The organism is Methylomonas koyamae (genome assembly GCF_001644025.1).
GTDB lineage: Bacteria > Pseudomonadota > Gammaproteobacteria > Methylococcales > Methylomonadaceae > Methylomonas > Methylomonas koyamae_A.
The window spans coordinates 68,824-85,131 of sequence record NZ_LUUK01000226.1; the positions used below are offsets into that span (position 1 = coordinate 68,824).

Annotated in this window: 11 protein-coding genes and 1 pseudogene; 5 read left to right on the forward strand and 7 right to left on the reverse strand. The window is 58.8% G+C overall.

The features are described 5' to 3' along the window. Window positions 1–20: 20 nt before the first annotated feature. Together A1355_RS23050 and A1355_RS23055 are read left to right on the forward strand one after the other, a co-directional pair. On the forward strand, window positions 21–2,357 hold the full coding sequence (locus A1355_RS23050) for a TonB-dependent receptor domain-containing protein (RefSeq protein WP_082885724.1): 2,337 nt from the start codon (window positions 21–23) through the stop codon (window positions 2,355–2,357). Continuing rightward, the gene (locus tag A1355_RS23055; protein ID WP_064031623.1) at window positions 2,357–3,496 is read left to right on the forward strand and encodes a PepSY-associated TM helix domain-containing protein; all 1,140 of its coding nucleotides are present in this window, start codon (window positions 2,357–2,359) and stop codon (window positions 3,494–3,496) included. The genes A1355_RS23050 and A1355_RS23055 overlap by 1 nt, the downstream gene beginning before the upstream one ends. Window positions 3,497–3,646: 150 nt before the next feature. On the opposite strand, the gene A1355_RS23060 is transcribed toward A1355_RS23055, so the two are convergent. From A1355_RS23060 to cysC, 4 genes are all read right to left on the reverse strand, one after another. Then, window positions 3,647–4,396 carry a hypothetical protein gene (locus A1355_RS23060; RefSeq protein WP_157198004.1) on the reverse strand — a complete coding sequence of 250 codons (750 nt, stop codon included), beginning with the start codon at window positions 4,394–4,396 and terminating at the stop codon, window positions 3,647–3,649. Between the two features lie 192 nt (window positions 4,397–4,588). Then, entirely contained in the window at window positions 4,589–6,931 is a 2,343-nt protein-coding gene (locus tag A1355_RS23065) for a VanZ family protein (RefSeq protein WP_064031625.1), read from the reverse strand. A gap of 19 nt (window positions 6,932–6,950) precedes the next feature. Continuing rightward, a complete protein-coding gene (locus A1355_RS23070; RefSeq protein WP_064031626.1) occupies window positions 6,951–7,913 on the reverse strand; it encodes a DHHA1 domain-containing protein in 963 nt (320 codons plus the stop codon). Continuing rightward, window positions 7,894–8,538: an adenylyl-sulfate kinase gene (gene cysC, locus A1355_RS23075; protein WP_064031627.1), complete on the reverse strand. Its 645-nt coding sequence runs from the start codon at window positions 8,536–8,538 to the stop codon at window positions 7,894–7,896. Before cysC ends, A1355_RS23070 begins: the two co-directional genes overlap by 20 nt. Before the next feature lie 201 nt (window positions 8,539–8,739). On the opposite strand from cysC, the gene A1355_RS23080 reads away from it, so the two are divergent. Continuing rightward, entirely contained in the window at window positions 8,740–9,864 is a 1,125-nt protein-coding gene (locus A1355_RS23080) for an aminotransferase class V-fold PLP-dependent enzyme (RefSeq protein WP_064031638.1), read from the forward strand. A gap of 16 nt (window positions 9,865–9,880) precedes the next feature. Beyond that, the gene (locus A1355_RS23085) at window positions 9,881–11,086 is read left to right on the forward strand and encodes an MFS transporter (RefSeq protein ID WP_064031628.1); all 1,206 of its coding nucleotides are present in this window, start codon (window positions 9,881–9,883) and stop codon (window positions 11,084–11,086) included. A 9-nt stretch (window positions 11,087–11,095) separates the two neighbouring features. Here the strand turns inward: A1355_RS23085 and yfbR are convergent. The 3 genes and pseudogenes from yfbR to metE all read right to left on the reverse strand — a co-directional run bounded on the left by yfbR (window position 11,096) and on the right by metE (window position 15,018). Continuing rightward, a pseudogene (gene yfbR / locus A1355_RS23090) lies at window positions 11,096–11,701 on the reverse strand (5'-deoxynucleotidase). Between the two features lie 11 nt (window positions 11,702–11,712). Beyond that, entirely contained in the window at window positions 11,713–12,483 is a 771-nt protein-coding gene (locus A1355_RS23095) for an ATP-binding protein (RefSeq protein WP_064031639.1), read from the reverse strand. Window positions 12,484–12,720: 237 nt separating this feature from the next. Next, on the reverse strand, window positions 12,721–15,018 hold the full coding sequence (metE, locus tag A1355_RS23100) for a 5-methyltetrahydropteroyltriglutamate--homocysteine S-methyltransferase (RefSeq protein ID WP_064031629.1): 2,298 nt from the start codon (window positions 15,016–15,018) through the stop codon (window positions 12,721–12,723). 107 nt (window positions 15,019–15,125) lie between these two features. Here metE and A1355_RS23105 point away from each other — a divergent pair, with 107 nt between their 5' ends. Then, window positions 15,126–16,019: a LysR family transcriptional regulator gene (locus A1355_RS23105; RefSeq protein WP_064031630.1), complete on the forward strand. Its 894-nt coding sequence runs from the start codon at window positions 15,126–15,128 to the stop codon at window positions 16,017–16,019. Window positions 16,020–16,308: the final 289 nt, after the last annotated feature.

A 16,308-nucleotide genomic window follows, 5' to 3' on the forward strand; every position in this document is an offset into this window, starting at 1 on the left:
CACGAAACCAGGAGATCAACATGAAGATAGGACTATGGGCGCCGGCCCAAGCGCGCCGGACCTTACCGTTGCTGGCATTGGCGTTGGCGGCCAGTTTCGAGACGCTAGCCGACAATGGCGCCAGCCGTTTCGACCTGCCGCCGCAAGCCTTGGCCGCGACGCTGGAACAATTAGCCAAATCCACCGGCACCAAGCTGATTTATGCCGACGCGGTCGTGCAAGGCCTGAGCGCCGAGGCTCTGCGCGGCCAATTCACGATCGGCCAAGCCTTGGAGAAAGTATTGTCGAAAAACGGCTTGCAATACGAAACGGTCGGCGACGGCATGATCGCCATCAAAAAAGCCCCACCACCCAAACCGAAAGCGGTCAACGACGATTCGATTTTCGAACTCGGCGCGGTCACGGTGAGCGACAACGAACAAAACGGCAAATTGACCAGCAAGGACATTGCCACCTCGGTGGACATCATGTACGCCGACAAAATTGCCGATCAAAACGTGTTGACGGCCTACGACTTGTTCCACCGCATGCCAGGCGTGCAGGTCACTCAATTCGGCCAAGGCATCACGACCGGAAAAATGTCGTTTCGCGGTTTTAACGGCGAAGGCCGGGTCAACGCAGTCAAGCTTTTGATCGACGGCATTCCGAGCAACACCAATAGCGGCGACACCTATTTCGTCGATTCATTGTTTCCGCTAGACATCGAGTCGATTGAAGTGGTCCGGGGCACCAACGACGCCCGCTACGGCCTGCACTCCTTCGCCGGCAACATCAGCATGAACACCACCACCGGCGGTAACTACGTCAAGGGCCGGGTAGGTTACGGCAGCTTCAATACCCACGACATCCAATCCGGACTTGGCTACGAAAAGGACGGCTTCTCGCAAAATTATCAGATTTCCTACCGCGCCAGCGAGGGCTACCGCGACCACAGCGACACCGACAAAAACAGTTTTTCCGGCAAATGGTTTTACACGCCGGACGACCAAAAATACAAAATAGGTCTGATCGCCCGCTGGAGCGAAGCCGGCGCTCAAGAACCGGGCTACATGACTTATCAGGAACAGCTACTCAATCAAACCCAAACCTTCGCCCGAAATGCCACTGACGGCGGCAAACGCACGGTTGGTCAAGTCAGCACCCATTTGGACGTCAACCTCAGCCAAACCTTATTCTGGTCGTCCAAGGTTTACGGCACCTTGTTCGACGACCAGCGCTACGTGACTTACGGCCCAGGCGCCATACAGCAAGAACGCGACCGCGACGAAATCCAATACGGCGCGATGACCTCGCTGACCTACCATCCGGTGGTCAGTTGGCTGGACGACTTTTCGCTGGAAACCGGCTTCGATTTCCAGCAACAGGAAAACAAATATCTGCGCTATCTGACCGATAGCCGGGTTCGCCGTAGCACAGGTTTGCGTAACGACGAGAAGTGGGACTTCTTGAACTACGGCGGCTACATTCAGGCCGTGATCAAGCCGTTCAAATGGTTAAAGCTGACGCCGGGCTACCGCGCCGACATCATCGACGGCAGCTTTTTCAATCACCGCGCTGGCTCGACCTACGGCGCCTATCCATTGAACGATTACGGCACTATTTCCCAGCCGAAAATCGGAGCGGTGATTACACCCATCGAAGGCTATAGCCTTTACGGAAACTGGGGACGCACATTTCAGGTAGGTTTGGGTCAAGCCACATTCATTCTGAATAGCAGCCAAAAGAATATTGGCCCTTCTTTGAACGACGGTTGGGAAGTGGGCATAAAACTAAAACCAGTGGATTGGGCCGAAGGCCGGGTCGCTTATTGGGCGCAAGACGCCAGCAACGAAATCAGCCGCAATCTGGCCAGCGTGGATTCGACGATGATCGGCGCCACCAAACGGCAGGGCGTGGACATTGAGATCAAGGTTTATCCGACCGACAAAGTTGGTGTTTGGGCCGCCTACTCGTTGCAGGAAGCCAAAGTCACCAATCCGCCAGCTGTTTCCAGTGCGATGCAATACGTCGCAGGCAATCAGGTGGTCAATACCCCGAATTACTTGTTTTCGGCCGGCATCGATTACCAAATCCTGCCGCAACTGCGTTCGTCGCTATGGACCAGCGGCCAGGGAGACTATTTCGTAGACCAGGCCAATGTCCGCGGCAAATACGGCGAATACGCCTTGCTGAACCTGGATTTGGGCTATCAGGTGACCAAGGAAGTGGAAGTACAATTTCAGGCCAAGAACCTGGCAGACGTTCGCCGGGAATACGTTTGGTACGACGAAAGCTTCGGCGCCACCGCCCAACCGTTCTTCTCGCCGGGCGACGGCATTGCGTTCTACGGCGCCGTCAACGTCAAGTTTGATTATTGATGGCTTCGCGCACAGGCGGCACCCGCCGATTCTGGCGGGCGCTGCATCTTTACTTGGGACTCAATCTAGGTTTGTTGCTAACGCTGACCGGCATTACCGGCAGCGTGTTGGTGTTTTACCAGGAACTGGACCCCATCCTGGCGCCGGTGCTGCTCGCCAAACCCAGCGCCAACCCGCCGCTAAGCTGGGAAGCCACTTACCAGGCTCTGCGCCGCGCCGAACCGGAACGGCCGCATGGCTGGCGACTGGAAAACCCGGAAAATCCGCTACGCGCCGTCACCGCTCGCTATTACAAACCCATCGAAACCAAACAGAAGTCGTTCGCGCCGCTGTTGGTATCGGTAGACCGCTATACCGGTCAGGTCGTGCGGCGCCATCTTTGGGGCGACAGTCTGACCACCTGGCTGTACGACTTACATTACGCCTTATTGCTGGACCGGCCGGGCAAGCTGGTGATGGCGGTCATCGGCGGTTTGCTGCTGATCGCGCTAATCAGCGGCCTGGTGCTCTGGTGGCCGCATTCGGGCAAATGGCGAACAGCATTGACCTTGAAAAAACGCGCGAGCTCCGAACGCTTGATCTACGATCTGCATAAGCTGGCCGGCGTGTACGGTTGGCTCGTATTTGCGGTTTTGGCGATCACCGGCATCGCGTTGGAGATCCCCGAATACGTGAAGCCGTTGGTGATGCAGGCTGCGCCGATGCACGACCCGCCCAACCCGCGCTCCCGCCAATCCGGCGGCAAAACCATCGACGTGGATACCGCCGTGTCGGCGGGAATGGCGCGCTATCCGAACGCGACACTGGTCTGGATCGAAACGCCAAACGACGCGGCCGGTAGTTACCGCATCAATCTGCGCCAGCCCGGCGAGCCGGGCCGGCGCTTTCCGAAAACCAACGTCTGGATCGATCAATATAGCGGCGAGGTATTAGCGGTGAACGCCCCCGAGAATTTTAGCGGCGGCGAATTATTCTGGAGTTGGCTGCATCCTCTGCACAGCGGCGAAGCCTTCGGCTTGCCCGGCCGCTTGTTAATTTTCGCGGCGGGGCCGCTTTGCGCGCTGCTCTACGCCACCGGCTTGGTTCGTTGGTTACAAAAACGCCGAAGCCGTCACCAGTTTAAACCGCGGGGCAGCTAACCGAAGTACCTTGAGTGCTCTTCAAGGCAAAACCGGCGGCGTGCGTAAGGCCGTTTAAGCCCGGCAAGCTATGAAACGCTAAAATCCGAGCCGCGACGGAACCGTACACCGAACTCGGCGGAACCTTCTAGCAGACACTGCCGAGTAAGCCTAGGCATTGCGCTGGCGCACTAAAAACCGGAATCCGCGAAACAGCAAACCGAGCGAAAACACCACTAGCGACAATAGCACGAAGTTCTTGATCGTAAAGAGTTTTATCAATCGCGCTACAAATCCGTCCTCGTTGATACCACCCTCGGCAACGCCGTTCGGATTTTGGCGAATATCCAAAACCGCTTTCCCCCCGGCGTGGGTTGGCGACAAAATCGGCACCGGTCCCAAATCCGTGGACACCTCCATCCTGTTTTCCAACTCGGAAACCCCGAGAAAAGCAAAGCGCTGGTCGAGCCCCCAGCGTTGCTGAGTATCCTGCATCCACTGCCTGAGGGCCTGATCGTATTCCGCCAAACGAGCATTGATACTTACGTCCAACGCTTTGATATCGAAATAAGTCCATAGCAAACGGCTATACGTTTCTTCGCCGATTTGACTTCGAATGTCGTTCAGCAACTGATCGTAAGCCGGCGCTTCAATCGCTAAGCCGTATACCTGTTGGAAGCGGTCATGGATGTCGCTTTGTCCTGGTAGCGAATTTTGCGCAACATGGCCGGTCATCAGCGCTTCCATTCTGCGCTGCTCGACCAATAGCGCCTGAGTCATCGCCACTTGCGCCGAGAAATCCGCCGCAAACGGCTTACGCTCGACATTTACCGCCGGATTTTCGGCGGTGTTCGGTGTCTGTTCGACGCGACCGGTGCCGAGCTTGCTATCAGCGCCGGCCGTCGCCTCGGTAGTCGCCACCGAAACTCCGCCGCTCCTGGGCGCGCCGGCCCACGCCGGTTCTCCCCCGATCAACCAGACACATGCCGCCACGCAAGCCAAACGAGGCAACCTGAAAGGACTGATCCGAAACAATGCCACGTCCGAGTTACCGCCCGGCATCGCGATGCGCCAAGCCGCCGGCAACCCATAATATCCAAACTCCAGTCAAAGCTATCTCCCGTTGAAGAGGTTCCGCCGCTTGGGCGGCGAATAATTCTGTTGCATGCGATCTCGGAACATTACCGCCATCGCATACTGCGCAAAAAAGCCGAGGGCAACGACGCCGGCATGCAGCGGATAAAACCGCCCGCGTAGCTCGGCTATCGGCGTCAAATGCGCTCGGTCGCTACTCAATAAAAACTGCAGCGTTGAAAAGACTTGATCGTATTTCAAGACGTACTGCTCGGTTCCCCAATTCACTAAGCGATATCCCACTTCGAACGACACCAGGAATGCCGCCAAAACCACCGAAAAGCGCTTAATCTTGAAAAATACCGCGCTAACCGCCAGCGACGAACTTAACCAACTCACCAAAAACCAATAAATTCCGATATTCAACACGGCCCAGGCGTAACCGCCATTCGGCAATAGCTCGGTCAGATTGTCGGTCGCGGCCCGATCGACGACGATCCAAAAACCAAGCGGCAACACCACGGCCGCCCACACGCCGCCGACGACGAACAACCTGGCGAAATGACCGGAGCGTGCCAACGGCAACAAGGCCAGATGGTTGCCGCCTTGCTGCAAAATCGAAAATACACCGAATAAGCCCAAAAACCGGACCGCCAATTCCAAGTCGGCGTTGACCGGCAAGATCGGCGAACCCACGATATCATGCAGGCTTTCCAACGGCAGGCACAGGCGAACCATCAGCCATGCTCCCAAACCGTGCAAAGCCAAAACCTTGGGACAAAAACCCATGCCGGCACCGCGTCCCAGCGCATTTAATAAAAACGCCAACGGACCGCCGAAGCACCAAAAAAACAACACTGTCAAACCGAAAGCGCTCAGCGCCGGAAAATCGGCGGAAAACCACTCCCGAACGTTGTACGGTGTGCCTGGATACTGACTAACCCAGGTCAACGCGGCCCAAGTCACGCTTACCCCCAGCAACATCGGCCACCATCCGCCATTCGTGGACCTACCCTTCGCAACGGCGTTCGGCGACTCGGCGAGAACCGACGGCGGGTCGCCAAGTACCAACCGCGAGTCTTCGTAAAATTCCGCCAATATCCGCCCAGTCACTAAAAACCCCAACAGACCGCCACCGATTTCCAGCAACAAGTCGGTCATATCGGAATTTTTGCCGGGGATAAACATCTGCCCGGATTCGACGACCAACGCGACGACGGCAATTGCCAATCCCGACACCCACCGGCGCGGCCGCTTCGCAAGCGCTACAAACATCACCCGGCAAAAGCCCCCAACCGGGACGAAAAATAGCAGTTTGTGGAATACCTCGGTGATGGCTCGGTATTCGGTGCCGTAGTAATACGCCCGCAAAGGTACGCTGAAAAACCGGCTCTCCCATCCGAGCAGCGCTTGACGCTCGAAACGAAAATCGTAGGGATACCAAAGGGTCGCGATCAGCAGCAAACCCCACGACACGTAGCCCAACCTCCCGTAAAGCGTTAAGCGACGCGCTAGCGTATCGCCATGCAGTCCAGCCGCGGATTGCCAGCCGCGCCGGCCCAACAAACGCAGACCCAAACCGCCGCCGACCACCGCCAAGCCGATATCGGTCACATCGGTTACCCGGCTGTAAACAAACAGTTGGAAACCCTCTATCGCCAGAGCGGACCAGAATACCCGCCACAATATCTGGCGTGGCGTCATCGGGGTCAACTTCGCCCAAAGCCAAGGCACCGGCACCCAAAGCGCGACATCAGCCAAAATATCGTAGACATTCTTCAGCCAATCGCCAGTCAGACCGCCGAAAGGCAATAGGATGATTCGGTCCTCGTGCCACTTATGGTAGAACTCGACCGGACTGAGAGTCAGATCCAGCGGCAACACGCTATAACCGAATAAACCGGCCAAATAGAGTTGCAAATACGGAGTGACGCCTTGATATCGAAGCTGCCATGCGACCAGCCAGCTCATCAATCGCTCGCCCCACCGCCACCAAACGGCCAGCCCGACCGCCCCGCCAAAGCTTTCCGCGACCACATCGTTGATCGACACGGTACGTGGCGGGAAGAAGACCTGGGTAAATTCGATGCCCAAGCACAATCCCAAGCCCGCCAGCCACACCAGCGGCGTTGCCACAATCCGGGCCGCCTGACTCCGCTGATAAGACCACCAGCCCAACCAGCCAAACGTCAGCGGCACGAACAACAAGATGTTGGCTACCCAGTCCGCTCGGGAAGCAATACCCAAGTCCAAATAGGGAATTTGTTGAAACCGCCGCCACCCCTGTCCAAAAGACAAGCCGTTATACTGCCACGGCACCAAACTGCCGTAGATCACAAAGACCGTGTATAAAACACAAGCCAGCAACAACCGATTTTTCACGGCAACACCGAAAGTCCGTTCATCGCAAATCAGAATAGCGTCGATTGAAGGTTTCCACGAACTCGTCGAATCTATCGATAGCCAAATCGTCGATCCCCGCCGCCGCCTTACGGCCGCCGCCGCCGAAGCCGGCACATAATTCGTCGGCACCGGCCTTGTTGGTCAAAGGCGCGCGGACACTGACTTGGTAGCTGCCGCGAGCGTTGACACCGACGATCGCATGGGCACGCTCCGGCGCCCCGTTGGCCAAGGCGTTGGCCCACACGCCGCTGACGCGCCTGGCCCATTTTTGGTCCGGCAACACATAAACCGCGATCGCCTCGTTGCTAAACTCGGGCTCCAAACCCGCCGCGGCCGCCATATCGGCCGCGTATCCATCCAGCAATTGCCGATACAGTTCCGGCTGGTCGGCAACGAACTGGAACGGGGTCGCGTAAACGCTCAATCGGCGAAATAAATCGTCCGGGGCGACATTCAAATCTTCGAGACAACTGCCGTACGCGTTGTAATTAATGCAAATGCCGAGCTGGCGTAGCTCAAGCAATTTCCGTGCCGATAAACTCAGCGACTGGGCCGCCTCCGCCGCGCCGCTATCAAGATTGTCGCCGTACGCCCCCACCACCGCCCACGCGACGTGACGCCCAGCCAAATACGCGTTCATCAGCAAACTGGTACAGCAGTCGGACGCGGTGTCGATGCGATGGCTAAAGCGGGGGTGTATTGGTATTTCGCCGGCGAAATGATGGTCGATGTAAAATAACTCGACACCACCCGCCAGCAACTTCAACAGCGCCGCTCGATTGCGGTCCAGCGAAACGTCCAGCACCGTCACCCGATCGCCGGCACGCGCCGGCACGCGCTCCAGCAATGCGATGTCTCGCTTGATACCGGTTACCAAAATCGAGGGCTCGGGATAAGCCAGCCGCCATTGCAATAGCGCACAAATGCCGTCGGCATCGCCGTTAAAGACGTCGTATTGCATCGCCCGCCTCGTCGCGTTCGGCGGCAACCACGCCGCGCGCCGTCAAGACCCGCATGACCTGCTCCACGCAAGCCTTCAGCTCCGCCTGATCGGTATTCACGATCAATTCCGGGTGGTCCGGCGGCTGATAAGGCGACGAAATACCGGTGAAATGCGGGATTTGGCCTTGGCGCGCCTTTTGGTACAAGCCTTTGACGTCGCGACTCTCGCACACGTCCAGACTGCAATTGCAATAAATCTCGATGAAATCGCCGTCGGCGACCAAGCGCCGCGCCAGTTCGCGCTCGGCGCGAAACGGCGAAATGAAGGCCGTCAACGTAATCACGCCGGCTTCCAGCATTAACTTGGCCAATTCGCCGACCCGTCGGATATTCTCGTGACGATCGGCATCGCTAAAGCCCAGATCGCCGCACAAGCCGTGCCTGACGTTATCGCCGTCCAACACGAAGGTCAAACAACCCAGTTCGTGCAAACGCTCTTCGACCGCATGCGCCAAGGTGGATTTGCCTGCCCCCGACAATCCGGTAAACCAGAGTATCGCCGAGCGATGTCCGTTCAACGCTTCCCGCCGGGCGCGAGTCACGCTGGCTTGATGCCAGATCGTATTGCAGCTCTGCTGTTTCATGCCGTCCCTAACCGATTAAAAGGCTAAAGACTACTTGATTCGGCGCTCTCAAACAATTGCCCCAAAATGTCGCGGGCCAACGCCACCAGGCTTACGGCCGACGACCATTTTGGCATTCGCGCTTGCGACCGTTATGATAGCCGGGCCGGCCACGCGACGAGCCGGCCCACGCCCGTGCTCCCCGCAACTCGGAAACCTGAAATGAGACACCCCGAATTCCCGCTGATCGACGATCTGATTTACCTGAACCACGCCGCGGTCGCGCCGTGGCCGAAACGTACCAGCGAGGCGGTGATCGCCTTCGCCGAGCAAAACAGCCGCTACGGCTCGCACTTTTACCTGGACTGGCTGAAGAAACAAACCGAGCTGCGCGAGCAATTCCGCGACTTGCTGAACGCGCCGTCCGCCGACGATATCGCGCTGGTCAAAAACACCTCGGAGGCCTTGTCCTTCGTCGCCTACGGCCTTACTTGGCAAGCCGGCGACAACATCGTCTCCAGCAACCAGGAATTTCCGTCCAACCGATTGCCGTGGCAATCGTTGGCCGACCAAGGCGTCGAGTTCCGCGAGGCCGATATGCGCGACGGCGCGACGCCGGAAGACGCGTTAATCGCGCTGATCGACCGCCGGACCCGCTTGCTGGCGGTCAGCTCGATCCAGTTCGCCGACGGCCTGCGCCTGAATCTCGAACGACTGGGCGAGTTCTGTAAAAAACGCGATATCTTGTTTTGCGTCGATGCGATTCAAAGTCTGGGCGCGGTGCGATTCGACGTGCAAGCCTGCGGCGCCGATTTCGTGATGGCCGACGGCCACAAGTGGCTGTTCGGCCCGGAAGGTCTAGGTGTGTTCTACACGACGCCGGCCGCGCGCGACCGTCTCAAGCTGACGCAATACGGTTGGCACATGATGAAGGACACGCACAATTACGAAAACCGGCCGTGGGAAGTCCACCCCACCGCCCGCCGCTTCGAATGCGGCAGTCCGAATATGGTCGGGATTCATGCGCTGTCCGCCAGCTTGTCCTTGCTGCTGGAAACCGGCATGGCCACCATCGAATCTTTGGTGTTGGAACGCGCCGCCTATTTGCGCGAGCGAATCGGCGCCGATCCGAATTTGGTGTTGCTAGCCCCACCCGCCACGCCGTTGCAATCGGGCATCGTCACCTTTCAACACCGCCGCGCCGACAATGCCGCCCTGTACCGGCATTTGCAGCGCCATCAAGTGGTCTGCGCGCCGCGCGGCGGCGGGATACGCTTTTCCGCGCATTTTTATAATAGCTTGACCGAACTCGACCGGGCGCTGGACATCGCCGGCGCGGCGGCCTGAGCGGCGGCGAGATCCGATGTTGCGCAATTCCGCGTTTTTAAAACTGCTCGGCTTCCGCCTGCTGGTGGTACTGGCCTATCAAACCACGGCCACCGTGGTCGGCTGGCATCTTTACGAACTGACCCACGACACGCTGGCCCTGGGGCTGGTCGGTCTGGCGGAGGTGATTCCGTATTTTTGTTGCGCGTTGTTCGCCGGCTATGCGGTCGATCATTATTCGCGACGCTGGTTCGGCGCGGCCGCCAGCCTGCTGCTGTGCCTGAACGGCCTGTTGCTGGTGGCCGTCGCTGCCGGCCGCATACCGGGTAGCGCGGAATCGTGGATTTACGCCGGTATCGCCGGCACCGGCGTGGCCCGCGCCTTCATCGGCCCGACTTACGGCGCCTTGTTCGCGGCGGTTTTGCCGCGCGAACTTTACGCCCGAGCCGCCGGCCTGGGCAGCTCGGTGTTTCAGTTCGGTTTAGTGGCCGGCCCGGCGCTGGGCGGCCTGTTGATCGCGGCGGCCGGCAAGATCGCCGCCTACGGCGTGGCGGCCGGACTGGCGCTGGCCGCGGCCTTGGCTTTATTGCTGCTGCGCATCCAGGCACGGCCGCCGGCCGCCGCGGCGCCGATCTTCGCCAGCATCGGCGAAGGCCTGCGCTTCGTGTTCGGCAACCAAATCGTACTGGGCGCGCAGGCGCTGGACATGTTTGCGGTGTTGTTCGGCGGCGCGATGGCGATGCTGCCGGCCTTTGTCCAGGACGTGTTTCACTACGGTCCGGAAGGCTTGGGCATCTTGCGGGCCGCGCCGGCGGCCGGCGCGGTATTGACCGGCCTGGCCCTGGCCCGCTTCCCGTTGGAGCGCAATGCCGGGCGCTGGCTGTTGGCGGCGGTGGCCGGCTTCGGCTTATGCATGATCGGTTTCGCGCTGGCGCCGCTGTTCTGGCTGGGCGCGGCGGCCCTGATGTTGTCCGGGGTTTGCGACGGCGTGTCGGTGGTGATGCGCAGCACCATCATGCAACTGGCGACGCCGGATGCGATGCGCGGCAGGGTCACCGCGATCAACGGCCTGTTCATCGGCTCGTCGAACGAACTGGGCGCGTTCGAGTCCGGCCTCGCCGCGCGTTGGCTGGGGCTGATTCCGTCGGTGATCTTCGGCGGCACGATGACGCTGCTGGTGGTCGCCGCGACGGCCGGCCTGGCGCCGAAATTGCGCAAACTGGATTTGAAACAACTCCAATAAGCCGGGCCGTCACCGGGTTTGCATCAAACCGTCCAGCGTCAACCCGCAACTGGGCGCGAAGGCTTCCATGAAAAACACCACTTCCGGTTGTTGCAAGGCCTCGATATCCACCGCCAATTGCTTGGCGGCCAGCTCGAACTCGGCATTGCCGGCCTTCAATTCCGCCTGACATTTCAAATAGGCCGAAATCTTGTCGGCCGCCTTGACCAACTGCCGCTGCGCTTCCGGCAACAACGCCTAGCACAGCAGCGGCTGAAATGCATCGCGCAAGGCTTCCGGCAACAAATTCAACAACTCGGTTTCGGCCTGCTGTTCGATGCGCCGATAGGCGCCGAGAATTTCCGGAGAATGGTATTTGATCGGCGTCGGCAAATCGCCGGTAATGACCTCGGTGACATCGTGGTAGAGCGCGGCGGCGGCGACCGCATTGGCATCCACGTCGCCGCCGAAGTAGCGGTTTTTGATCAAAGCCAGCGTATGCGCGATTACCGCCACTTCCCAGCTGTGTTCCATCACGTTTTCGGCATGGGCATTGCGTTTCAAGCCCCAGCGTTTGATCCAACGCAGGCGCGACAAATACGCGTAGAAACTGCTGACGATGTCCGGAGCGGTCATGCCGGCCAAGCTCAATCGACGGGTCCGCGCCCGGCCCGGCTATTGTAAAACTGCTTGGCGGTGCGGCCGTTCTTGGCGGCGTGCAAATGGGCGAAATCCAGCGCGGCCTTGTGCAAAATCGCTCGGTCGCCGGGATAATCCGGAAAATAACTGTCGACGATGTCCAGATAGGTCTGGGTATGCTGCGGATAAAACGCCAAGCGCAGACCGAAGCGATCCGACAGCGAAATTTTTTCCTCGATGGCGTCCGAATAATGCACTTCGCCGTCGATCAAAAGCGTATCCAGATTGTCGCTCATCCGCTCGGGCAGCAAATGCCGGCGATTGGAGGTCGCGTAAAACTTGACGTTCTCCGGCGGCAGTTCGATAGAACCTTCCAGCACGCTTTTCAGCGGCTTGTAGAGCGTATCGCCGGCCTCGAACGACAAATCGTCGCAGTAGACGATAAAGCGCTGCGGATGCTCGCGAATTTCGTCGACGATTTCCGGCAAATACAGCAAATCTTGTTTATCCACTTCGATGACCCGCAATTCGCGGTCCTTGTACGCGTTCAATAAAGCTTTGACCAACGACGACTTACCGGTACCGCGCGCGCCCCACAACAAGGCGTTGTTGGCCGGTTGGCCGGCCAAAAAGCGCTCGGTGTTCGCCAGCAATTGGCGTTTTTGCTCGTCAATGCCGAACAACTGCTCCAGCCGAATCGGATCGATCTCCCGTACCGGCCGTAGATAAGCCTGGCGCTGACGCCAGATTGCCGCATAAGTTCTGTTCCAATCTATCATGTCGTTTTCCAAGTATGGCCGGCGGCGCCGACGTTGCGAACATCGGCGTTCGATTGTCTAATTTTTAGTCAATTTAACATCAGTGTAGCCGCGACAACAACTTAGCCGACTCGGTAACGGCTTGCCAACAGACTTATCCACAGCTTTTGTGAACAAGTCCTTAGTCATGTGGAAATCATCGATTCCATACTATGCCGACTATCCGTCCCAACGCGGTGCCATGCCGCGCCGGCCGGATCAGCCGGCACTCGCCAGCGGCACGGTATCGACTTCCCGGCGGGCCTGAGCCGCCGCGACGACCATCGCCGCCAGCGCCGACCTTACTTCATGCCATTGCCGGGTTTTCAGACCGCAATCGGGATTGACCCACAGCCGCTCGGCCGGAATATGGCGGGCGGCCAGCGTCAACAGTTCCAACATTTGCGCGCTGTCGGGGATGTTAGGGCTGTGGATGTCGTAAACGCCGGGCCCAATATCGTTGGGATAGCGATACTCGCCGAAAGCGTCCAGCAAGGCCATATCCGAGCGCGACGTTTCGATGGTAATCACGTCGGCATCCAGCTCGGCGATCGCGGCGATGATGTCATTGAATTCCGAATAACACATGTGGGTGTGAATTTGCGTTGCATCGCCGACGCCGCCGGCGCTGATTCGAAACGCCCGCGCCGCCCAATCCAGATAGTCCGGCCAATCGGCGCGGCGTAGCGGCAAACCCTCGCGAAAAGCCGGTTCGTCGATTTGAATCACCCGAATGCCGGCCTTTTCCAAATCGACCGCTTCGCCGCGAATGGCCAGCGCCAATTGATAGGCGGTTTGCGCCCTGGGCTGGTCGTCGCGAACGAAAGACCAGTTCAGCAATGTGACCGGCCCGGTCAACATGCCCTTGACCGGCTTGTCGGTCAAATATTGAGCGTATCGACTCCAGGCTACCGTCATCGGCTTGGGCCTGGAAACATCGGCGTAAATGATCGGCGGCTTGACGCAACGGGAACCGTAGGACTGCACCCAGCCGTGCCCGGTAAACAGGAAGCCGTCCAATTGCTCGCCGAAATATTCGACCATGTCGTTGCGCTCCGGCTCGCCGTGCACCAGCACGTCCAGGCCCAGCGCCACTTGTTCGCGGATGCACTGTTTGATTTGACGCTCCATGAAAGCCCGGTAATCGGCATCGGCCAGCTCGCCACGCTTAAAGTCCAAGCGGGCCTTGCGAATTTCAGGGGTCTGCGGAAAAGACCCTATCGTCGTGGTCGGAAACAGCGGTAGATTCAATTCGGCCTGCTGCGCGGCCCGCCGGATCGGGAACGGGCTAGCGCGCCGGTCTAGATCCCCGGCCAACCCGCTTGGGAGGCTCGCCGCGCCGCTACCCAAGCTCGCCGCGCGCTGCCGCGCCGCCACGGCCGCCAACGCCGTGTCCCATTCCGGTTGAGCGGCATCCACGCCTTCCGCCAACACCAAACGCAGCAACTCTAATTCGGTCAATTTCTGTTTGGCAAAAGCCAGCCACGGTTTGACGGCTGGGTCCAGCCCGGTTTCGCGCTCCAGATCGATAGGCACATGCAACAGCGAGCAGGACGGCGCCAGCCACACTTCGCCCTGAAACGCTCGCCGCGCCCGATCGATAGTCGCCAACGCCGCCGCCAAATCGCAACGCCAAACGTTGCGGCCATCGATCAAACCCAGCGACAGCACCTTGCCGCCGCCCAGCTCGGCCAGCGCGTCGAGTTGCCCGCCGCCTCGGGTCAGATCCAGATGCAAGCCGGCCACCGGCAACGCGCAAGCCAGGGCCGCGTTGTCGCCCAAGCCGCCGAAGTAGGTCGTCAGCAACAGCTTCGGCGCCGGCGCTTGCAGTTCTGCATAGGCCGTCGCTAACGCGGCGCGCCAGTCTTCCGGCAAGTCCAGCACCAAAATCGGTTCGTCGATCTGCACCCATTCCACCCCTTGCTCGGCCAATCCTTGCAGAATTTGCCGATACACCGGCAACACGCGCTCCAGCAGGCTCAGTTTGTCGAAATCGCCGACGCTTTTCGCCAGCCACAACCAGCTAAGCGGCCCGAGCAACACCGGTTTGGGTCGGTAACCCAGCGCCTGTAACTCGCGAGTTTCGTCGAACAAGCGCCGGCTGGACAATGCGAAAACCTGGTCCGGGCTCAACTCCGGTACCAGATAGTGGTAATTGGTGTCGAACCACTTGGTCATGTCCAGCGCCCGGCAGCCGATGCCGTCCGCGCCGCGACCGCGCGCCATCCGGAAATAGGTGTCGAAATCGACCTCGCCGCCGGCCCATTCAAAGCGCTGCGGCAGCGCGCCCAGCATCGCGCTGGTATCCAGTACGTGGTCATAGTAGGAAAAGTCGCCCACCGGCAGATAGTCCAATCCGCAACCGGCTTGCAAATGCCAATGTCTGATGCGCAGATCGGCGCCGACCGCGCGCAGTTGGTCGGCGTCGATTTCGCCGCGCCAATAGCGCTCCAACGCAAATTTCAGTTCGCGGCTCTTGCCGATCCGGGGAAAACCTAAATTGTGAATTTTAATCATCGATAAACGCCTATTATTGAATGTTTTACAAGTCAGGCATTGTATTCAGGCATTTGAGTGACGATAATCGATGATTTCTCACCAATTCATGAGATAAATTCATAATTATGGAATTGATTCACTTGCGCATCCTGCTGGCCTTGCAGCGCCACGGCACCCTCGGCGCGGCGGCCGAGACGCTGTTCCTGACCCAGTCGGCGTTGTCGCATCAAATCAAAAACCTGGAACAACGTCTGGGCGTGACGCTGTGGTACAAGCAAGGCCGCTCGCTGGTGTTGAGTCAAGCCGGCCGCTATTTGTCCGAAGTGGCCGAGTCGGTGATCGCCACCGTCGACTCGGCGGAAAACCACTTGGCCCAGTTGGCCCAGGGCAAAACCGGCAAACTCACCATCGGCATCGAATGCCACGCATGCTATGAATGGTTCCGCAACATCCTGCAACCCTATTTGCGGGCTTGGCCGGATTTGACGGTGGAAGTCACCTCGCGCTACCGCTTCGAGTCGTTCGACGCCATTCGCCAATACAAACTGGATGCGGTGCTGACCTCCGACCCTGTGAACAACGGTCTGCTCAGCTATCAGCCGCTATTCGATTTCCAACTGCTGCTGATCGTGCCCGATAGCCATCCGCTGGCCGGCCGCGCGGAAATAACGCCGGCCGACCTGCGCGGCGAAACCGTGTTGACCTACCCGGTGGCTCGCGAGCGGCTGGACATGTTCCGCAAGGTGCTGCAACCGGCCGGCATCGAACCCGCCGCGCATGTTCAAGTCGAGGAAACAGACATCATGCTGCAACTGGCCGCCGCCGGCCGCGGCGTTTGCCTGCTGCCGGAATGGCTGCTGGCCGACAAATCCGCCAAACTGGGTTTGACCGGGCTGCGCTTTGCCGGTCTACCCATCGCCAAGACCATGTATCTGGCTTGCCGCCACGAGGATGCGGAATTGGAATATTTGCGCTGGCTGGTGGAACATGCGGGTGGCGCTATAATGCCGTCAAGTTAAACCGTCTTCGAGATTCGACGCTATTCCCGGCGTACTAGCATTCAGCTTCGCTTGAATTATCAAGTTTTAAGCGGCGAAAAACAGGTCAAGGTTTTGCGGTTGTGGAGTCATTATGAATGATGGGGCGCTCATATTTTCGTTTGACGCGTAGCCTGGATGAAGCGAAGCGGAATCTGGGATATTGGCTATTGATTATTTGGTGTAGCTATCGCGACGATGTTTTTAAGTCGGGTCTCGGCCCGACAGCCGAGGTACTTTCGCTACGAAAACCATCCATGGTTTTCGCCCT